This window comes from Arthrobacter sp. ISL-69, assembly GCF_018613775.1.
Classification (GTDB): Bacteria; Actinomycetota; Actinomycetes; order Actinomycetales; family Micrococcaceae; genus Arthrobacter.
Genome location: NZ_JAGGPO010000018.1, coordinates 453,004 through 471,659 on the forward strand (window position 1 = coordinate 453,004; position 18,656 = coordinate 471,659).

Annotated in this window: 20 protein-coding genes and 2 pseudogenes; 8 read left to right on the forward strand and 14 right to left on the reverse strand. The window is 61.8% G+C overall.

Translation table 11 applies throughout. From position 1 onward, the window contains the following. Positions 1–816 carry a thiazole synthase gene (locus tag J7I79_RS14530; protein ID WP_214954223.1) on the forward strand — a complete coding sequence of 272 codons (816 nt, stop codon included), beginning with the start codon at positions 1–3 and terminating at the stop codon, positions 814–816. A 30-nt stretch (positions 817–846) separates the two neighbouring features. Continuing rightward, positions 847–1,512 (forward strand): 4a-hydroxytetrahydrobiopterin dehydratase, encoded by a 666-nt coding sequence (locus tag J7I79_RS24780; RefSeq protein WP_214954225.1) that lies wholly within the window; start codon positions 847–849, stop codon positions 1,510–1,512. 38 nt (positions 1,513–1,550) lie between these two features. Here the strand turns inward: J7I79_RS24780 and J7I79_RS14540 are convergent, their stop codons facing one another. The 3 genes from J7I79_RS14540 to J7I79_RS14550 are packed head-to-tail and all read right to left on the reverse strand — an operon-like array spanning position 1,551 to position 2,865. Further along, positions 1,551–1,853 carry a hypothetical protein gene (locus J7I79_RS14540; RefSeq protein ID WP_214954227.1) on the reverse strand — a complete coding sequence of 101 codons (303 nt, stop codon included), beginning with the start codon at positions 1,851–1,853 and terminating at the stop codon, positions 1,551–1,553. Between the two features lie 49 nt (positions 1,854–1,902). Beyond that, entirely contained in the window at positions 1,903–2,127 is a 225-nt protein-coding gene (locus J7I79_RS14545; RefSeq protein WP_104172190.1) for a DUF3107 domain-containing protein, read from the reverse strand. Positions 2,128–2,178: 51 nt separating this feature from the next. Then, the gene (locus J7I79_RS14550; protein ID WP_251042776.1) at positions 2,179–2,865 is read right to left on the reverse strand and encodes a TetR/AcrR family transcriptional regulator; all 687 of its coding nucleotides are present in this window, start codon (positions 2,863–2,865) and stop codon (positions 2,179–2,181) included. A 66-nt stretch (positions 2,866–2,931) separates the two neighbouring features. Between J7I79_RS14550 and moeB the strand changes: the two genes are divergently transcribed. Further along, on the forward strand, positions 2,932–4,131 hold the full coding sequence (moeB, locus tag J7I79_RS14555; protein ID WP_214954229.1) for a molybdopterin-synthase adenylyltransferase MoeB: 1,200 nt from the start codon (positions 2,932–2,934) through the stop codon (positions 4,129–4,131). Here the strand turns inward: moeB and J7I79_RS14560 are convergent. From J7I79_RS14560 to J7I79_RS14600, 9 genes are all read right to left on the reverse strand, one after another. After that, complete coding sequence (locus J7I79_RS14560) at positions 4,125–5,069, reverse strand: peptidase M56 family protein (RefSeq protein WP_214954231.1); 945 nt, start codon at positions 5,067–5,069, stop codon at positions 4,125–4,127. The two genes, moeB and J7I79_RS14560, sit on opposite strands and share 7 nt — an antisense overlap. Continuing rightward, positions 5,066–5,650 (reverse strand): RNA polymerase sigma factor, encoded by a 585-nt coding sequence (locus J7I79_RS14565; protein WP_214954233.1) that lies wholly within the window; start codon positions 5,648–5,650, stop codon positions 5,066–5,068. Before J7I79_RS14565 ends, J7I79_RS14560 begins: the two co-directional genes overlap by 4 nt. Before the next feature lie 183 nt (positions 5,651–5,833). After that, positions 5,834–6,118, reverse strand: a complete 285-nt coding sequence (locus J7I79_RS14570; protein WP_251042777.1) for a hypothetical protein — start codon at positions 6,116–6,118, stop codon at positions 5,834–5,836. Positions 6,119–6,764: 646 nt separating this feature from the next. Then, positions 6,765–7,340 carry a hypothetical protein gene (locus J7I79_RS14575; RefSeq protein ID WP_214954235.1) on the reverse strand — a complete coding sequence of 192 codons (576 nt, stop codon included), beginning with the start codon at positions 7,338–7,340 and terminating at the stop codon, positions 6,765–6,767. A 413-nt stretch (positions 7,341–7,753) separates the two neighbouring features. Then, complete coding sequence (locus J7I79_RS14580) at positions 7,754–8,365, reverse strand: RNA polymerase sigma factor (RefSeq protein WP_214954237.1); 612 nt, start codon at positions 8,363–8,365, stop codon at positions 7,754–7,756. A 303-nt stretch (positions 8,366–8,668) separates the two neighbouring features. Then, positions 8,669–9,754 (reverse strand): aminoglycoside phosphotransferase family protein, encoded by a 1,086-nt coding sequence (locus tag J7I79_RS24965; protein ID WP_396020200.1) that lies wholly within the window; start codon positions 9,752–9,754, stop codon positions 8,669–8,671. Positions 9,755–9,942: 188 nt separating this feature from the next. Continuing rightward, positions 9,943–10,119, reverse strand: a complete 177-nt coding sequence (locus J7I79_RS14590; RefSeq protein ID WP_214954241.1) for an SHOCT domain-containing protein — start codon at positions 10,117–10,119, stop codon at positions 9,943–9,945. 541 nt (positions 10,120–10,660) lie between these two features. Continuing rightward, positions 10,661–11,236 carry a hypothetical protein gene (locus tag J7I79_RS14595; protein WP_214954243.1) on the reverse strand — a complete coding sequence of 192 codons (576 nt, stop codon included), beginning with the start codon at positions 11,234–11,236 and terminating at the stop codon, positions 10,661–10,663. Next, a complete protein-coding gene (locus J7I79_RS14600; RefSeq protein ID WP_214954245.1) occupies positions 11,233–11,844 on the reverse strand; it encodes an RNA polymerase sigma factor in 612 nt (203 codons plus the stop codon). The genes J7I79_RS14595 and J7I79_RS14600 overlap by 4 nt, the downstream gene beginning before the upstream one ends. A gap of 486 nt (positions 11,845–12,330) precedes the next feature. Between J7I79_RS14600 and J7I79_RS14605 the strand changes: the two genes are divergently transcribed. Together J7I79_RS14605 and J7I79_RS14610 are read left to right on the forward strand one after the other, a co-directional pair. Further along, entirely contained in the window at positions 12,331–12,927 is a 597-nt protein-coding gene (locus tag J7I79_RS14605) for a sigma-70 family RNA polymerase sigma factor (protein ID WP_311380582.1), read from the forward strand. Then, positions 12,893–13,999, forward strand: coding sequence for a CU044_5270 family protein (locus J7I79_RS14610; protein WP_214954249.1), 1,107 nt, complete (start codon positions 12,893–12,895; stop codon positions 13,997–13,999). Before J7I79_RS14605 ends, J7I79_RS14610 begins: the two co-directional genes overlap by 35 nt. A 543-nt stretch (positions 14,000–14,542) precedes the next feature. Here J7I79_RS14610 and J7I79_RS14615 read toward each other — a convergent pair. Together J7I79_RS14615 and J7I79_RS14620 are read right to left on the reverse strand one after the other, a co-directional pair. Beyond that, positions 14,543–15,067, reverse strand: coding sequence for an AAA family ATPase (locus J7I79_RS14615; protein ID WP_214954251.1), 525 nt, complete (start codon positions 15,065–15,067; stop codon positions 14,543–14,545). 74 nt (positions 15,068–15,141) lie between these two features. Then, a pseudogene (locus J7I79_RS14620) lies at positions 15,142–15,548 on the reverse strand (RidA family protein). Between the two features lie 1,042 nt (positions 15,549–16,590). Here J7I79_RS14620 and J7I79_RS14625 point away from each other — a divergent pair. The 3 genes and pseudogenes from J7I79_RS14625 to J7I79_RS24260 form a co-directional block, all read left to right on the forward strand. Continuing rightward, entirely contained in the window at positions 16,591–17,076 is a 486-nt protein-coding gene (locus J7I79_RS14625; protein WP_214954254.1) for a hypothetical protein, read from the forward strand. 539 nt (positions 17,077–17,615) lie between these two features. Continuing rightward, positions 17,616–17,858 (forward strand): hypothetical protein, encoded by a 243-nt coding sequence (locus tag J7I79_RS14630; RefSeq protein WP_214954256.1) that lies wholly within the window; start codon positions 17,616–17,618, stop codon positions 17,856–17,858. A gap of 9 nt (positions 17,859–17,867) precedes the next feature. Continuing rightward, a pseudogene (locus J7I79_RS24260) lies at positions 17,868–18,656 on the forward strand (IS30 family transposase); the annotation flags it as partial.

An 18,656-nucleotide genomic window follows, 5' to 3' on the forward strand; every position in this document is an offset into this window, starting at 1 on the left:
ATGGCAGGAACCACGGTTGCCGGCGCGGCACATGCACAGCAGGCGGCGGACCCCTTCATTGTGGACGGTGTTCCGCTGGGGTCGCGGCTGATCATGGGCACCGGCGGTGCGCCCAGCCTGGACGGGCTGGGGGCGGCACTGATCGCGTCCGGCACGGAGCTGACCACGGTGGCCATGCGCCGCTACTCGCCGGCCGAAACAGGCTCGCTGTTCCAGCTCCTGGTGGACCACAACATCCGGGTCCTGCCCAACACCGCCGGGTGTTTCACGGCCAGGGACGCAGTCATGACGGCGGAACTGGCGCGGGAGGCGCTGGAAACGGACTGGGTCAAACTCGAAGTGATTGCCGACGAACACACGCTCCTGCCGGACGCCGTGGAGCTGGTGGACGCCACCGAGCAACTCGTCAACCGCGGGTTCAAGGTGTTCGCCTACACCAACGACGACCCCGTGCTGGCGCTGCGGCTGGAGAACCTCGGAGCCACCGCTGTGATGCCGCTCGGCTCACCCATCGGTACCGGTCTGGGCATCCTGAACCCGCACAACATCGAACTCATTGTTTCCCGGGCATCCGTTCCCGTGGTGCTGGACGCCGGCATCGGCACCGCGTCCGATGCTGCGCTCGCCATGGAACTGGGCTGCGACGCCGTCCTGCTGGCCACAGCGGTGACCCGGGCGCAGAATCCGGCGATGATGGGGGAGGCCTTCAAACACGCGGTCATCGCCGGTAGGCTGGCGAAAGCGGCCGGCCGGATTCCGCGCCGCGAGCACGCTCTTGCGTCGTCGGCCATGGAAGGCCGGGCGGAGTTCCTCTAGGCAGTCCAAGACCATCCAAGGGAGCCAACGGTGACCGGCAAGGAAGACGTTCTTACCCGACCCCGGATTGACGCCGCGCTGGCGGACCTTCCCGACTGGAGATACCGGCTGGGCGGCCTCGTGACTGTCTACAAAACGCCAACGGCGGCCGGTGCGCTCGAGCTGATTGCCGCCGTCGGGCGCCTGGCCGAGGAACAGAACCACCACCCGGACCTGGACTGGCGCTACAACCGGGTCTTCATCCGCTACACGTCCCATGATGCCGGCACCGAGGTGACGCAGCGTGACGTCGCCGCCGCGGCAGCTGTCAGCCAGGCCGCCGCTGCTGCAGGGGCCGCCGCGGAGCCGGGGCTGTACCGGACCGTGGAGATCGTCATCGACACTGCCAACCCGGGCGAGATTTCCGAAGTCTGGCGGACAGCCCTTGGTTACCGGAAAGGCAGGTACGGGGACCTCGCTGACCCCTACGGCCGCGGGCCGGGGCTCTCGTTCCAGGAAACCGCCGCCCCCAACGAGAACCGCTTCCATCTGGACATCCACCGGAGCATGGCGGAATCCGGCCCGGCGCTGGAGAAAACCGCGGCGACCGGGGCATTAATGAACCGTGACCACGCACCCAACTGGGTGGTGGTCACGGATGCGCAGGGAAACCGGCTCTGCCTGTGCACCGAGGAAGGCCACGAACCGGACCTGTAGCCGGCCGCCTTCGGACCGCGGACCCCGGCCCTAGAGCCCTAGAGCCTCAGCGCGGCCGTCAGCTGCCTGGTGTCGTGCAGGGCGCGCTTCCGGCCCAGGTACACCGCGGCGGCGAGTGCCGCCCCGGTGCCCAGGACCATGGGCAGCACCCACGGAATCCACGTCAGGCCGGGCTGGTAGCCAAGCCCTGCGGCCATGAAGATGATCCAGCTCAGCATCCCCACGGCGGTAGCCACTCCCGCCGGCAGTGCGATGCCGTACTTCGCGTGCCGCCGGTCGTTGGCCCAGACAACAAAGCCTGCGGCCACGGTGACCAGGGCCACGATTACCAGGGAAAGCATTCGGTGAACTCCTTGCTGCAGAGCGGGCGGGACAAACTGAAACGGCAGCCTAGAGCTGGCCGAAACCGACGCGGCGCGCTTCCTCTGCCCCGATTTCAACGTAGCCCAGGACGTTGGCGGGAATGATGACCACACGGCCCTTTTCGTCAGTCAGCCGAAGTTCTGCGCCCTTGGCGATGGATTCCCCGACGAGCTTTGCCACAGCGTCAGCATCCTGAGCCGATTCCAGCACAATTTCGCGGCCGATGTTCTGAATGCCGATCTTTACTTCCACAGCGAGGCCTCCCAGCCAATCAAAGTTCTAAAGGTGTTCTCTATTTGTAGTCTAGGTTTCCTTGGGGAAGCGCGAGATTCCGCGCCAAGCTAAACGATAGATCAGGTCACTGGCCACATCGAGGTCCAGGTTTCCGTCCGTTTCGAGCCAGTACCGTGCACTGACCTGCGCCATCCCGGCGAGTCCGCGCCCCAGCAGCTGGGCCTCCAGAGGAGGCAGCTTGGTGTCTTCGGCGATCACGCGGGCCACGGCGTCGGCAAATGTCTTGTTGAACGTTTCCAGGCGCGAACTGACGTCGGGATCGTTGATCAGGTCCGACTCGAACACCAGGCGGTGGGCCTGGTCGTCGCTGGCAATAAAGCGGTAGTAGGCCCGCATGACGGCCTGGACGCGCTCGTCATTGTCCGTGGTCGAGCTCAGGGCACCCAGCATCAGGTCTGTCAGTGAGCTCAGGTGGCTGTCCAGGAGGGCGAGGTAGAGCTCGCGCTTGGAAGGGAAATGCTGGTACAGCACCGGCTTGCTGACGTGGGCGGTCTCCGCGATCTCGTCCATGGCGGCGCCGTGGTAGCCGTTGGCGACGAACACTTCCTGGGCAGCCGCCAGCAGCTGGGCGCGGCGTTCGTCACGCGGGAGCCTCGCCGAACGCGCACCGCCGGCCCGCGTCTGTCCCGCGGCTGCCTTCCCGGCCGGTGTCCGATCAACCGGTGCCTGATGAACCACTGTTGGCCTTCTTTCCATTGCAGTTACCTACACTTTACGCGCGGGTAATATGACCTGGCGGCATCTTCGGGCATACATTGAAGTATGGCTTCCATGTTCACCGCAACTGCTGTCCCCGCAACCCTGGATCCGCTCGTGGAACCGGCCGACGCATTGACAGCCGAAGAGGTCGAGCGGTATTCCCGCCACCTCATCATTCCCGAAATCGGCACGCTGGGCCAACGCCGGCTCAAGAACGCCAAGGTCCTGGTCATCGGGGCCGGCGGCCTGGGCTCGCCCGCCCTCCTCTACCTTGCCGCTGCGGGGGTGGGAACCTTGGGAATCATCGACGACGACGCCGTCGACCTGAGCAATCTGCAGCGCCAGGTGATCCACGGGGTTGCGGACGTGGGCCGGTCCAAGATCGAGTCAGCCCGGGACTCCATTGCTGCACTGAACCCCCTGGTGGACGTGCGGCTCCACAACGTCAGGCTCGACGCCTCCAACGCACTGGAGCTGTTCGCCGGCTACGACATCATCCTCGACGGCGCGGACAACTTCGCCACCCGTTACCTGGTGAACGACGCCGCGGCCATCCTCGGAAAGCCCTACGTGTGGGGTTCCATCTTCCGGTTTGACGGCCAGGTCAGCGTGTTCTGGGAACAGCACGGCCCCACCTACCGCGACCTCTACCCGGAAGCTCCGCCGGCCGGTTCGGTGCCTTCCTGCGGCGAAGGCGGCGTGTTTGGGATGCTGTGCGCTGCCGTGGGCTCGCTCATGGTGACTGAGGCAGTCAAGCTGATCACCGGCGTCGGGCGTTCCCTCCTGGGCCGTGTGGCGCTCTTTGACGCCTTGGGCGGCAGCTGGCGCGAGATCAAGGTGGCGCGGGACCCGGAGGCTGAGCGCGTCACTGAACTCACCGACTACGAGGCATTTTGCGGGATCGTTCCGGAGACTGCCACAGCCAAGGAAAACACCGTCACGGCGACGCAGCTGGCCACGATGCTGGCGTCGCGCAAAGCCGGCCTGAAGGACTTCGACCTCGTGGACGTCCGGGAGCCCGGCGAGCACGATATCGTCAGCATCGACGGCTCGGTCCTCATTCCGCAGGGCAGGATCCTCGCGGGGGAGGCCTGGGCCGAGCTGCCGCAGGACAAGGACATCGTGTTCCACTGCAAGGCCGGTACGCGTTCCGCGGCCGTCCTGGCCGCAGCGCGCAAGGCGGGATACCAGCGGGTCAGCCATCTTGACGGCGGCATCCTCGCCTGGGTGCGGGAAGTGGAACCGGCGAAGCCGGTCTACTGAGGCCGGCGGGATTCTGGCCCCGAGAGATCCCAGCAAAAGTCCACTTTGACGGCCGCGACTACAACTGCGGGCCTGATGCCCGCCCATCCCCAGAGCATGGTCAATTGCCCGGTGCCGGGGAAGCCAAGACTGGGCTGTTGCGGCGGGACCTGGCCCACTTGACCGTTAGCGGGACCGACTACGAATTCCCCGACCACCGTTTTCCCGTCCGCGTCATACACGGGAACGAAGAAGGACTTGCCACGCCGCGCCTCCTGCCAGTCGAGTGCGTCCTGGGGACTCTTGAAGGTCTTCATGGCCGCGGTGCCGTCGGCTTCCTCCAGTTCGGACCTGTAGGCGTACCCCCGGTTACCGTTGGTCGCCATGACGGCGATCATGTCGGGTGAGCCGTTTTCGTTCTCCATGCCGTATGTGTTGCCGTCGGCGTTGACGGCCCAGTCAGTGACTTCCCAGTTGACGTATTTTGCCGTTAGTTGCCAGCGGTTTCCCGGGTCGGTCGTGAACGTCACGCTGTGCTGTCCGGGAGCGAGTTTGACCAGGTACCCGGACCAACCGCCGCGCGTGCCGCCGTCGGCGGCCGAGCAGATGCTGCTGGAGCCGTCCTGGTACTCGAAGCGCCCTGCGGTAAGGCAGGTAAAGTCCATCTGTATGCCAGTGGTGCCTTCAGGCGGGTCACCGAGTTCGATTGTGGCTGTTCCCTCATAGGTTGCGACGTGGGGGGTGGACAGCGGTGTGACCTGCTTGGCGCCGGGGACCACGAACAACCCGGCAGCGGTCGCCCCGACCCCTCCAAGAAGTCCGATGCCGGCGAGGACGCCCGCCCCCAGCCACATCCGGGTCCGCTTCCGCGACCTGGCAGGCGATGTCTTTTCCACCTGTGAGACCAGTTCTGCCCTAAGTGCTTCACTAAACGTGTCGTCGACGCGTATCTCGTTCATGCCGGGTCTCCTTCCAGGGCCGGGGCAGGCGTGGGTGCCGCGGTAAGTGCGTTCTTCATGCGTTGCCGCGCCCGGTGCACGCGAGTCTTGGCGGCCGAGGGGGTCAGGTTCAGGACGGATGCGGCGGCCGCGATGGTGTATTTCTCGAAGATGACCAGGCTCACGAGCTGCAGATCAAGGGCGCTGAGTGTGCCGAGGGCCCGGGCTACGTCCCCGTCCATCTCGCTCTGAAGGAAGAGATCATCATTCGCATTGGAAATGCCGTCTGCCCGCGGGAGGGAATCGAGCAGTTTTCGGTAACGGAACGCGGCCCGCCTGGTATTGCGCGCCACGTTCGTCGTCGTGACGAGTAGCCACGGAAGAACGGAGCCCTCAACAAGGCGTACCCTCAGCCGACGGCGCCACAATTCCAGAAACACTGTTGACATGATGTCTTCGGCGTCATGGCGCTCGCCGGACAGCCGGTACGCGTGGCGGAAGACTCGGTCTCGGTGCCGGTCGAACAGCAACCCGAAGGCTTCGCCCTCACCCTTAAGACTTCTCGCCCACAGCCCGCCGTCGTCGGCCTCAACGTTCCGCATGCCATGTATTGTCCGGGAACCGTCAAAAGGTTTCACAAATAGGAAAAATTCTTTGGACTCCTCGGAGCCGCCCCAAGACAGCGCGGCCATTGCACAGGGTCCCGTTTGCGGAACGCACTGCCGGAGATGAAGCCAGCAGTGCAAAATGCGCGTTTCTTAAGAGGATCCCTCAGCGGGCACACTTCAGTTTGATTCGCCGTTGGCAGTTGTCTCGATCCAATCGACTGCTTCGTCGGAGAGATAGAAGCCTTCGGGTCCCCGATCGCCGATCCACCAGGCGTCCGACGTCACAACGCCGCCGACGGCCACGATCTTGTTCAACACATCCGCGGCGACAACCTCGCCATTGTGCGCAATAAGCCACGCCTGCGCTTCGGGGTCCAATTTCGGCCACCACTCGATCGTCTCCATCCTGCAATCTTCCACCCTGGTGTGGTGATCGAAAGTCGTCTGCATCGGGGTGACCATAGCGAACTCCGGTCCCGCCTTCACGGCGCCCGTAAGACGGTCCGTCTCGGGAACCCCTGCCGGTCAATCTTCCGCCCGGATTGCAGTCAGGTGCTTCAGTCGAAGGTGACTTGGACGGGCTTGAATCTGAAGGGTCCCCCGCACTCGGGTCCGAAGGGGTGTTCACCGGTGGATTCCGTTTCTATTGGTAGGTAACGGGCTATCCGGGCATCAGAGGTGCCTGCGGCTTCTACATAAATCGAGGTGACGCTAACAGGCGGGTTCAAGTATGGCGGAGACTGCGGGACCAGCCACTTTCGCTCAGCGTTTCTTGCCACCTGTTGGGGAACGCACCCATCCCCGAAACAAGCCGCTACTGACTCGGGCGGGCTGGAAAAGGCTAGCTCCACTTCGCCCGTGTAGGCATAACCCATTGCTGGACAAGGCCGGCTTGCCCAAGGCATATGGCCGATCAGGGCTACGACTGCCAACACTGAGACAACCGCGCCTGCGGCAAGCAGGAGTATGCCCCGAGGCTTCATAGTGTGAGACTAGCCCGTCGTTCACCGGGAGTCTCGCCAAAGGCATTTCCTACCAAAGGGATTCCTACTTGTCGGATCACGGCTCCCTTTGGTGAACCTTCAGTGAAACAGAATCTGCATCCTTTTTATTGAGGGGCTTCATCCACAATTCGGTAGTCGATGGCTGTGTGGCCGACGACGTCGTTGGCGCCGAAGCCGAAGGCTGCCACCGTCATGATTGTTCGTTCGCCGATGACCAGGCCGGTGTCCGGGTCAATGATCATCTCTGCCCTTTGTCCCGCACGAAGAGGCTCCGTGCGGCCGATGGCTATGCCGACCTTGCCGTCGAAGTTCGCTTGTTCGCTGGCGGTCACTCCCGGGATCAGAGCCAAGGCCTCGTAGAGACCGGCGCGGAGGTCAGCGGGGACGAGTCCCAGCCTGAGAAGATCGGTGATTCGGACAAAATTGTCCTCGTCGCGGGAGGCGGAACCTCCCTGATACTGTGCGTTGAAGTGGTCGTACAAAGCCTGCCCGTCCCGCGGTAGGGCATCGAGCTGCTCGGCATCAAGCGGGCTCCAGGGACCTCCGTAAAAGTGTCCGTCTTTAGCCCGGATTACCCCGTCGTTCATGGGCGCAGGGCCCGCGTCGCCCCAATCCCGATCGAGCACCCATTCCTCGTCCCTGTTCCCGGGGACGTAGACGTCGATAGTTTGTGCATTCATCCGCGTGCTCATGTTCCCGGATGCGTCCACTCCGGTGACACTCCAGTTGGCGTGAGTGTGGACAAGCAAATATTCGCCCGGCTTTGCTACCGGATCCACAAACGTCATTGTCTGCTCTGCCGCGGCCCGGAGAACTCCAGCCGCGTGTGCGCTTTGGGCAGTGACGCTGATCTGTCCTGCGGCAAGGGTGCCGACAACCGCCGCGGCGGTTGCAAGTAAGACACGCCTGGCGACTCTGGGACGGGGCGCTGGGCTGTCTTTGAGCGGCAAGCGGGAATCCTGGTTCCGGTGGCGGAGAGGCGTTGGTTTCCCAGGCTTGTAACGGAGGGGATCATCGGCGCCGGCCAGCGTTGGCAGCTCGACGAGCTGCTTACGCAAAGCCTCCCGCCGGTCGGCTTGGAATTGGCGTGTGCTCATGATGTTCTCCAACCGAGAGTTGTCTGGGCGTCAGGTTCCTTTTCATGCATGACCTGGTTGTACAAGCTTCCGAGTCGTGATTTGGCCCGGTGAAGGCGGGACTTGACCGTTCCGTCGGCGATACCGAGTGCAGCACCCGCTTCCTTTGCTCCCATGCCCTCCACGACACACAGGGTGAGAACGTCCCGCTCAGGCGGTCTGAGCTGGGCGAACGCTTCCCGGAGGGCAGAAGCTTGGAGCTGGGATTCATCAGCCTGAGCGATGCCCTCGGCGATATCGGCTGAGTCTTCCGGTGGTGGGAGCTGGGTAAGGAAATGTCTGTAGCGGCGCTGCTGGCGGACATGGTTACGCAACGTGTTGTTCGTCGTTATCAGCAACCAAGGCAATATGGAGTCATTGACCATGCGGACATTGGTCCGCCGGCGCCACGCCTCATAAAAGACCATAGCCACTACGTCCTCAGCCAGATGAGGGATTCTTAGCACTTTTAGAGCGTGCCGCCGCACCCTGTCGTAATGGCGATCGAAAAGCACTCCGAACGCATCACCATCTCCGTTAACAACTTGATGCCACAAAACCTCGTCCGAGACACCCAATTCCTCGCCCATACCTCATAGTGTCCGGTCACCCCTGTCGGTTCCATGATTTGAGGAGAAAATTCAGGGAAGTAAAACGAAAGAATCAAGGTGCCCCTTTGAGGAGCAGCAGTTTGAGTTTGCTGTCCGCACCGTGAAGGGGCTTGATGCGGCACGGTAAATCCGGCAGTCGTCCTGGGCGCGGGCCATCCTGGCGATGGGCCGTCCAGCGATATGGTTATCTTCAAATCGAGGCCTGTTGCGAGGATCGTTGGAAACCGCCCATGCCAGTGCGTGGAAAGGTGCCTGGAACCTCTTCACCGTCGACGAAGATCGTCAGCGAGCCGTCAGCCGTCCCCTCGGAAGGGGAACCCTGAACGGGACGGTTCCCTTGTAATAGTGCGGCTCTATGGCCATTGATCCCCGAACCATTCCTGACCACCCGCACGCCAGGCGGAGCCAACTTACCGGGCGAGAGCTGCCTCCGGGGCGATCGCTAGTTGCGCCATCGCTGTTGGATCCATTGAAGGGTGCTCTTGCTGGATAACTCGCGGCGGCGCTTGAGCTCCGTGGGCACATCGTGAGTGAGCGTGGCAGCATGCCGCCAATAGCTGGCCAGGATAGTGAGGAATGCGTCAACAGCCTGCGGATCCGCGTTCGTGCCCGTAAGCTTTGGAGGAATAGGCTCTCCAGATCTGTTGATCCCGCGCCGGATTCCAGAAGCAAGCAGACGACATCAACCCAGTCCGGACCTATGCACGCCCGGCCCCAATCAAGAACGCAGATCTGCCCGCGTTCGTCTATTTTTAGGTTGTCGTGTCGCAGGTCGAAGTGAAGCAGCGTTTCGCCATGGACCATGCTCTCCCATGATTGTTCGAGACGGGCAAGCCTCGGAAGGTGTTCCCGTTCCCACAGGCTCAGCTCCCCTACGGAGAGCAGCCCGCAGGATCCAGTCGCCAGGAGCTGGGACCACGTTGAACAACGGCCCCTCATCCGATCCGCGACGGTAGGCAGACCTGCCACAGGGGTCGGAGTGAGCCGGGACGAGAACTCATCCAGCATTTTCATAACTGCCAAGAGCTGATCGCGCTGCCATGGCTCATCCGGTGTTTGCCCTTTGGCCACATCGAACACCAGGAGAACCCAGCCCTCCACCGATCCTTCGAACAACAACCGCGGCGTCGGGACTTTGAAAGCAAGCACCTTGGCCACGCGTGCCTCAGTCATGTAGTCCGCTGCAGGAGGCGAATTCAACGGAACAGCCTTTACGAAGAACACGTCCCCGGAAACGCTCAACAATCCGGTCAACCCGCCGGAGTATCCACCGATTGTGGACGTAAAGGTGAGTGCCTCGCCGTTGACCTGTTTCAGCAACCAGTCATGCACTCCCGCAGGCAGCCGCCTCCAATGATCGTCATCCACGAAGTCATGCAATCAGGCTTTGCCAATAACTTCAACGGAACCAGACGTCATGCTGACCCACGGTCGTCGGCCGTGACACGGTCAGCGGCGAGTGGACCGATACTGCCGTTGGATCTGGCCGTGCCGAGTTCAGGTCGCCGGAGTCTGTCCCTAAAAATCATTAAGATAAGGCAGCAGAAGCTGCTGGATCAGTCTCCAAGGGTGCGAAGCTTGGCGGCGCTGAATTCCTCGTCAGAGAGTGCGCCCTTGGCATGGAGCTCTGCAAGAAGAGCCAGTTCTGCCGCCACCGAGCTTCTGCCCCGCACCCTGCCAAGCGTTATGCGATGGCTGCCCGCGCCGGCCTTGTTCCACGCTGGTTCTGCCATCTTCCCTCGTGATGGGCTCTTGATGGCAATCGCGATAAGCAAGGTTATAGCGAGGACGCCTAACGCAATTCCCAAGGGGGCTCGAAACGGCTCTGTTGCACTTGCCACGACTGCAATAACGACTCCAGCCGCAACTGCACACGACCCCGCTATCCGAAGCCACTTCCGGCTGATACTGAACGCGAGTATGTATCCGCCGGGGTCGGTAGAAACCGCATGTTGGTTCATCTGCCGAGGATAGCCCTGCGAACACTCATTGAACATCCCCAGGCCGTGGCCGCTGGCCTTCCAATGTCTCTAAGAACCTGGTTCCCGTCCAACTGTGGATGCCTCCCTAATAGCAACAGGATGGAGGGGCCGGCAACTTACCGAATAGCATCTGAACCAATGGCCCAGCTACGCCTCCCGTTTCGCGAAATGATCGGGTAACGGAAGGTGGGAGATGCCGTTCATGGCGCTTCGTTCACCACTGAAGTTTGTATCGTGGCCGTGCCGGCCGGAAAGCCGGCCGTTGCTTTGAGCGCTATCTTCCTTTTCCCGATCATGAGGCCGGCGGAAGGGTCGATGACGGGTCGGCTTTCAACGCGAGGCCAAGGGAGGCACAGACGCTTTCGTCACCCGGGATTACCGCGGCGCGTCCGTCATTGAGAACACATACGGTCAGTGGGTCCGGAATCGGGTAGGAGGAGCTGCGGTCATAAAGGCTGGGATGTGCTCTGCCGTTCGGGCTGTTGGGGTCGAGCCCGTGTTGCGCCCACATGGCCCGACAGACTGCCAGGGCGTCCTCGATAGGGATGCGGTTGCGTTGCGTCGATGCCTCGCCTACCCTCGTGCCTTCCCCCAGGACACCTGTGCCGCCGGGGAACTGGTTGCCGTGGAGCTCGGCACGGGCGAAACAATCAACAGAACTCTTATCTGTGACCGGCATTTGCAGCGCTACGGCTGCTCCGGTTACGGCCAGGGCAACGGCGACGCCGGACAGCAGGATCCGCTTACCCTTCGTGTTGTGGAAGTGACGGTTTTCCGGGGTTCCGTCCTGCGCAACCTTTGTGAGGAGTTGCTCGATGGCCTTGCTGCGTTGTTCGTTGAAGAGCTGTGAGCGGGGGATGTCATTCATGATGTGCCCTCTTCAGGGGTGAGTGGGGTCGCCGGCAGCAGTCCGGCTTGTGGATTTAGCAGCTGTGCCAGTTTTTGTTTGGCGCGCGAGAGCCGCGACTTCACTGTGCCCGGTGGGATGCGCAGCAACTCGCTCACCTCGGTGGTACTCATCTCTTCCAGAATGCAGAGGGCGATGATTTCCTGATCTCTTCGCCCGAGTGAACGGTAGGCCCTGTGCAGAAGCTGAGACCGCCGGTCCAGATCAACGGCGTCGGCCACGCAGTCTCCGTGATCCGGTGTCGTCTCTGCGAGCGGGAGTTTTCGGATGAGCTGCTCATACCGAAGGGTGGACCTGAGGCGGTTCCTGGCGACGTTGGTTGTGGTTACCAGCAGCCAGCCGATTATCGAATCGTTGACCAGCCGGACATTTGATCTGCAGCGCCAGGCTTCGAGGAACACCATGGCGGTGACGTCCTCTGCCTCGTGAGGCGTTCTGACCAAACGCAGGCTGTGACCGAAGACCCTGTCGCGGTGGAGAACGAATAGTGCAGCGAAGGCGGGACCATCACCATCCAGGACGCGCGACCACAGCTCACCGTCCCGATGTTCCTTCCCTTGCTTCCCCATACCCATAAGTGTCCGGCAACCACTCTCTGGTTCCATCAGGAATAATCGAAATGTGGTGCGGATCTGGAAGATCGCAGAGGAATGTGGAGAGACTGCCGGTAACCCCCGGTAGTGACCGATCTTTGGCCGGGATCCTCCATTCGGAGCCCCCTGACGCGTGCGCGCATCCGAGGGAAGCGGCTTCAGCGCCGCCTATATTCCTGGTGCTCTCGGAGAGCTATTCGTTCAAAAGCTGCTCCGCAAATTACCGATATTCTTGTGGACTGGGTTCGATTCTAAGGTGCGAGAGTCGTATACCCTCCATCGCCAGATGTCTGAATCAACGCTGCTGCGGCGAAGATCGGCATGAATATCGCTTTTGCTGCTGACAGCGGTAGGCCCTTCCCTCCAAGGCTGGCTGGTGCGCGTGCAGACAGGAAATTTGCCTGGGCCGTCAGGGATCTAGACTGCCGTGAACTCTTTTCCCGTGAAGGGGCAATACAGCTTGTGACTACCGACAGCGACTTGATTCGCAGATCCAGCAGGGACCCCCGGGCCTTCGCTGCCCTTTATGACAAGTATTCGCGCGCGGTGTACCGCTATGCGGCTACCCGGGCGGGTGAATCGGTAGCCGAGGACGTCATGTCCCAGACGTTTCTGGTCGCCTATGAAGGCCTGGACTCATTCGACCATCAGTGGGAGGACGCCAGGCCCTGGCTGTTTGGGATAGCAACCAATCTGCTCCGGCGTCACCACCGCACTGAAGCCCGACGGCTTAAGGCGTTCGCGAAAGCGGCCGGTCGGGGCAGTTACGACGACGGCGCCGATCGCGTCGCGGAACGCCTTGATGCTGCCGCGGCGACATCAAACCTGGCCGGAGCGATGAGGACACTTTCTCCCGCTGACCGTGAATGCCTGCTGCTCTATGCATGGGCCGATCTGACGTACGAGGGAATAGCACTGGCAACCGGAGTCCCTGTCGGGACCGTCCGATCGCGCCTAAATAGGGCGCGGCGAATCGTTCGCGATGCTGCCGGCTTGCGGAACACAGATGACAAGGAGATTGAGCATGGACGAGTTATCACTCCTGCACGCAATGCGTGACGGGACACCCGTGGCCAGCGACGCGGTCATCGAGAACGGCCGGATGAAGCTGCTAGAACGGATAGACCGCCAAGCGGTCAGCGTCCAGCGAAAGCCCGGACGACGCACGGTTTTCAGATCCGACGTGCTGTCTTTCCCTGTTGCGGATGAGGAACCCTCGTCGCTCAGGGCCAACCCGATGCGCATCCGGCGCCGCATTGTGATGGCATCGGCGGCCGCAGCTTTTCTCGTGGGCGTCATCGTGGCCGCTGACGTCATCCTGCCCGACCGTCCGGGAGCAACCGCCGAGGCTGCAGAGGTCCTGAGCAACGCCGCGGCTGCAACCATCCGGACCTCCGATCCGGTGGTGGGACCCGGCCAGTACCTGAAGATCGAAACGACCGCCGTCTACGGCGCAAGCAGCGCTGCCGCGGACGGAACACAGGCGTCGTGGCTGGAGAAGACCGGCGGCCAGGTCTATGTCCCGGCGGACCGGGATGGGGAATGGGTCTGGAACCGCGAGGAGCGCGTCCCTTTTCAGTTCTCCAGTGAAGCCGCCAAGGCCGTAGAAGCCGAAATCCGGAAGGCACAACCGGAAGGGCGGTCTCCTTACGAGGATCAGCGTGCCCTAAAGGGCGCCTTCTACGGGAACGAGCCAACAGTCATTATCGGCACGCCCCTGAGCGAGGCCGGCTGCCTGCCCCGGGATCCGCGGGCCCTGCTGGATCTCATCTATGAGCGGACGAAGGGGGCCGGGAAGTCTCCTGAACTGGAGGCCTTCGTGACGATCGCGGATGGCCTGCGCACAGGTGTTGTCCCCGCAGATCTGCGCGCCGCCCTCTACAAGGCTGCCGCGCTCATCACCGGCGTCACAGTGGCAGACAAACAGGCAACAGTCGACGGCAGGACCGGGATAGCCATCGGCCTGGACATTCCCGGGGGAGGTTCCCGGCAGGACATCATCATCGATCCCACCTCGGGCCTCGTGATCGGAGAACGGGACATCCTTGTGAAGGATTACCCAGGTGAACCCGCCGGAACCGTCATGTCCTGGACCTCCGTGCGGACGTCCGTGGTGGACTCCGCCCCCTAAGCTTTGATGACCAAGATGGCCGCCTAGGCGTATCCGACATTCCAGACCTCGGGACACGGCCGCACACCGGCAAATCAGGTCACCATCCGCAGCCCACAACCCGGGGGCATCCACGAGTTACAACAAGCCGAGACGGCCGGTCACAATTGGGGGTTACCGGTCGTCTCCACTTTCGGCCTGCTTAGCCGCAATGATCCCGTCTCGTGTCGCCGCCCGGATTACTCCGTAGAGAACGTAAAAGAAGATGGCCGCGAAAACGACCGGCAGGACGATATCCATGATTCTTCCCCCAAAGATTTAGCTGCCCAGAAAGGACCTTGCAAGCCTACTTCAGGCGCAAAGCTCGTGGCCTGGGTAGCTCCCTAGGGGAACCTTGAGCGGGACAGATTCGCTGTACTCAGTGTTGTCCCGCCTGACGATCCCCCACCGGGACACGCGGTGGGGCAGAAGAACAGGCGTCCCTCCTGGTGGAATGACCGATGACGCCCTTCATTTTTGGACCAGGACCGCCGACGAGATCCTGGGTCCAGGTGTCCGGTGGACCTAACTCTTGAGGGCCTCTGCGATCTGCAGGGCGGTCTGGGCAGGCGTGAGGTGGGTGGTGTCGACCACCTCGGCCTCGTCGTGCAGCCATGTGCGGGCGGCCTCGGCGTACGCCTCAAGGTATTTGAGGCGGAACGGGGAATTGGGGCCAAGAACAGTGTCACCAGCGATGCGCCGGCGGAGGGTGTCTTGGTCAGCATGGAGGACGAAGTGCCGTAACGGAATGGCATGTTGGGCAAGGCCTGCGCTTATTTCGCGCCAGTACGCCTCAACCAGGACAGTCATAGGCATCACCAGCGTGCCTCCGGTGTACTCGAGTACGCGGCGGGCTGTCTCGACTACGAGCGGGCGCCACGGCGGCCAGTGCTGGAAGTTGTCCGTCCCCGGCAGCCCCGGGGTAATGTCCATGAGTGTCTCGCCGACCTTCTCGGCGTCGAACACCCGTGAATCCGGGATCAGCTGCTGAACGAGTGCGCTCGTCGTCGTCTTGCCGGCGCCGTGGGTGCCGTTGAGCCAAATGATCATGGTCCGAACTTTAGTGCCACGAAGTGTCCGTCATGCGGCGCTCGTTAGCCGAACAATGAGCGGCCCGCCTCGGTTCATTCGATAACTGCAGCGATTGCTTCGATCTCCACCAACTGGTCTTCGTAGCCGAGCACCGTGACTCCCATCAGGGTGCTGGGCACATCGTGCTCGCCGAAGGCTGCCCGAACCACGTCCCACGCGGTTATCAGGTCGGCCCGTTCGGTCGATGCCACAAGGACGCGAGTGGAGACTACATCCCCAATGCCGGCGCCGGCGGCTTCCAGGGCTAGACACAAGTTCTCAATCGCCTTTGCGGCCTGTGCTGCGTAGTCCCCGAGGCCCGCGGTCGTACCGTCCTTATTCAAGGGGCATGATCCGGCTAGGAAAATGAGGCGTGCGCCGCCGGGAACGGTCGCCGCATATGCGTATTGCGCGGAGGCATTGAGCGTGCTCGAGCGAACGAGGTAACTACGCTGGGCATGGGCGTTCCTCTAGTTGGATATGCGCTGGCCAATCTCAGCTTATCGGTGCCGATAACGAGACAAAAAAGCATGGACCGTAAGCCGATCGGCTTACGGCGTTGTCCGCCCCCATCGGCAGGCCGAAGGACCCTTTGGTCACCAAGTGAATAATGGTTGGACCCCCGCCATGTGTCAACAGCTTGATACACACAGCCTGCGGCTGAAGCATCCGTGGCGGCGGCCGGAGGAGAACGTTGAAAGGGGCAGAAATTGGATGGCCCGATCAGTAGAGTGACTGCATGGATGAAACGCCGCGATTCCGTTCACCGCGATGGTGGCCTTGGGCCGTCGCGATCCTCCTCGTGATCACCGTGAACCTAGCGTTGTTGGGGTATAGACGGGGCGAGTGCGTTGGCTACACAATCGAGTCTGGCGCTACGAGCATGTGTACTAGCGGCCCCGCGCTCAGCATGGATGGCACGTGGATTTTCGCAGTGGTGAGCGTGGCCGCCGTCGTCTACTTCGCGTTGCGCCTCGTGTATGTAGTTAGAGCCCGTAGGGACTAACCGGACACGGACAAGGTAACGAAGGCGCTGAAATATACAAGACAGGTGTGCATGGGAGGGAGCAGTGCCCGTAAGCCGATCGGCCGGTGGAACAGCAGCAGGAGCAGCCGGCCCCCGAGGCCAGACCGAGGAGCATCCAACCCAGGAACCGACCGCGGCCCCCGTGGCCGAAGCCAGCCCGGTTGCCGCCCCCGTCGCAACAGAAAAAGGCAGCCAGGTCTCCGACACCGAAACGGCCGTGGAGGCTTTATCGCTGCCGTTCTCGTTGTCCTGGTGGCCGTCACCGGCGCCCTGTACTGGCGAAAAGGCCGCCGTGCCGCCGGCTGGTAGGGGTTTGACGGTGAGTCGCAGGCATGGCCCCGCACACATAGAGGCCATGCTGACAGAAGAGGAAAAGGCCCGAACGCATCCGGATCGGACGGTGGGAACATGCCCAGCTGAAAACCCTGGATGGCGTGACCTCGTTCATGGAGGCCACCCGGTAGGGTAGCCAGATATGAATGATGCGGCTTCCTTCTCAAAGGATAAAACGGACGGCTCCCACGTCACATTGCTTCTCCCTGATGAGATCGTCAAGAAGCGTAATGCTGCGCATGTACCAACAGTGTTGATCTTACTGGCGTTCGTGGTTATCGAAGCAGTCCTGCTAGCCACACGAAGTTACATCCCTTTTGGTCTTGTGCTGGTGTTAGTGACTGTGGGGCTAGTGATTTGGGGCAAGGCCATGACCAAGAAGTTTATGTCTGGTGCTAACCATGAGATTGCGAAGTTCCTCACCACCGAACTTGGACAAAGTGAGACATTCGAACACGCTCTCTACGAGTCGCTGAGTAAGGAGGTGTTCACGCGCGCATTCCGTAAGTCGCTATCGTCTGCCTACGAGGTGGAATACCTTGCCGTTCCAATCAAGCCTGCCGGTGAGCCACCTTGGACGATCAAGATGCTTCAAGGTGCAACGGGGTACCAATTACGCCAGCACTGATAACAGGTTTCTCAAAACACCTTGGCCTGCCGGGGTCTGACCTCGGCACAGTGGCCTGAACAAGTCAGAGTAACCAGGCACCAACGCGGGGGAACGGCTCACGGCGCCACCAGGACCGCGTATCTGCCCCTGTCGATATCCAAATAAGGAGGATCCACGGAATAGAGTTTCTTCCAAGGCAACCTGGAGTTGGCAGACGAGCTGAACCATCCACTGGGCTTCCTCTTGATCCAAAATGGTTTCATCACCCTGTTCCATCGCCGGCCAATCCTCGACGAGGCGATCGCGTGGCTTCGGCACCGCAGAATCTTTCGCGGACAGGGATGCAAAGACTGCCCATCTGCTTTTGGATATTTTCGCGACGCAGGCACGCTACGCGGCCCTGATCGGTAACCGCATGATGTGCCTCGTTAGAACTGCGGACGCTACGATCCAGATTGCTTCGGTTGGAGGCGCACCGGTTCCCTGGAACCATCGCGAATTCTTGAATGTTCGCTAGAGGATCCTTGGGTTCTTGCGGTGATTGCAACACTTAGCGGATGGGTGTTGTCATGGCGGGATATTCAATTCATTTGAGGCCTGATCTCTTGCAGGTTTTTTGGGCCGGGATGCAGGCGGGTGATTTCATCACTGATGCCGTGGGTCCGATCAATACGAGCCGGCGTACCGGGCGCAGGGTCCTGTTTGAGGCGGGCGGCGCCAGGCCCCGGCGGGGCCGTGATCTGAAGGGCCGTTGCCTGACCTTCGCCCAGCGCGAGGAGATCGCAATACTGCGCGCCTAGGGACAATCACTGCGGCAGATCGGAGCCGTGGTCGGCAGATCGGCCTCCACGGTTTCCCGGGAGTTGCGGCGCAACTCGGTGGCAGGATTTCCCTACCGGGCGACCTCAGCGCACGCACTGGCCTATGAGCGGGCCTCGCGTCCGAAACCAGCGAAACTGCACACGAACACCGTGCTGCGTGCGAAGGTGGAGGAGGACCTGACAAAGAAGTACTCACCCGAGCAGATCGCAGGACGACTCCGGGTTGAGTTCCCTGATGAGCCGGAGATGAGGGTGTCACCCGAGAGGATCTACCAGTCCCTTTACGTGCAGTCCCGCGGGGCGCTGAAGCGTGATCTGACCGCGTGCCTGCGCACCGGGCGGGCTATGCGGCAGCCCTGCCGCAAGGCCGGCCAGCGCAAGAACCGGATCCCGGGAATGATCAACATTTCCGAGCGTCCTCCGGGGGTTCAGGACCGGGCCGTGCCGGGGCATTGGGAAGGGATCTAATAATCGGCAAAGGGAATCAGTCCGCGATTGGGACGCTGGTCGAGCGGAGCACCAATTACACGATGCTCGTGCACCTGCCGGACGGGCACAAGGCCGAGCAGATGCGTGATGCACTGGCCGCGAAGATCAAGACGCTCCCCGAGGCGCTGCGGCATTCCCTGACCTGGGACCAGGGCATCGAAATGCAGGACTGGAAAACCGTGAAGATCGACACCGGCATCGAAATCTACTTCTGCGACCCCCACTCGCCCTGGCAGCGCGGCATTAACGAAACACCAATGGCCTGCTGGAGTGGTCCCCGAAAGTTGG

Excerpts from the sequence above, each read along its gene's own strand:
- J7I79_RS14530 (WP_214954223.1), top strand. The coding sequence starts at position 1 with ATGGCAGGAACCACGGTTGCCGGCGCGGCACATGCACAGCAGGCGGCG.
- J7I79_RS14540 (WP_214954227.1), bottom strand. The coding sequence starts at position 1,853 with ATGCTTTCCCTGGTAATCGTGGCCCTGGTCACCGTGGCCGCAGGCTTT.
- J7I79_RS14550 (WP_251042776.1), bottom strand. The coding sequence starts at position 2,865 with ATGGAAAGAAGGCCAACAGTGGTTCATCAGGCACCGGTTGATCGGACA.
- moeB (WP_214954229.1), top strand. The coding sequence starts at position 2,932 with ATGGCTTCCATGTTCACCGCAACTGCTGTCCCCGCAACCCTGGATCCG.
- J7I79_RS14560 (WP_214954231.1), bottom strand. The coding sequence starts at position 5,069 with ATGAACGAGATACGCGTCGACGACACGTTTAGTGAAGCACTTAGGGCA.
- J7I79_RS14565 (WP_214954233.1), bottom strand. The coding sequence starts at position 5,650 with ATGCGGAACGTTGAGGCCGACGACGGCGGGCTGTGGGCGAGAAGTCTT.
- J7I79_RS14570 (WP_251042777.1), bottom strand. The coding sequence starts at position 6,118 with ATGGTCACCCCGATGCAGACGACTTTCGATCACCACACCAGGGTGGAA.
- J7I79_RS14575 (WP_214954235.1), bottom strand. The coding sequence starts at position 7,340 with ATGAATGCACAAACTATCGACGTCTACGTCCCCGGGAACAGGGACGAG.
- J7I79_RS14580 (WP_214954237.1), bottom strand. The coding sequence starts at position 8,365 with ATGGGCGAGGAATTGGGTGTCTCGGACGAGGTTTTGTGGCATCAAGTT.
- J7I79_RS14590 (WP_214954241.1), bottom strand. The coding sequence starts at position 10,119 with ATGGCAGAACCAGCGTGGAACAAGGCCGGCGCGGGCAGCCATCGCATA.
- J7I79_RS14595 (WP_214954243.1), bottom strand. The coding sequence starts at position 11,236 with ATGAATGACATCCCCCGCTCACAGCTCTTCAACGAACAACGCAGCAAG.
- J7I79_RS14600 (WP_214954245.1), bottom strand. The coding sequence starts at position 11,844 with ATGGGGAAGCAAGGGAAGGAACATCGGGACGGTGAGCTGTGGTCGCGC.
- J7I79_RS14610 (WP_214954249.1), top strand. The coding sequence starts at position 12,893 with ATGGACGAGTTATCACTCCTGCACGCAATGCGTGACGGGACACCCGTG.
- J7I79_RS14615 (WP_214954251.1), bottom strand. The coding sequence starts at position 15,067 with ATGATCATTTGGCTCAACGGCACCCACGGCGCCGGCAAGACGACGACG.
- J7I79_RS14625 (WP_214954254.1), top strand. The coding sequence starts at position 16,591 with ATGAATGATGCGGCTTCCTTCTCAAAGGATAAAACGGACGGCTCCCAC.
- J7I79_RS14630 (WP_214954256.1), top strand. The coding sequence starts at position 17,616 with ATGGGTGTTGTCATGGCGGGATATTCAATTCATTTGAGGCCTGATCTC.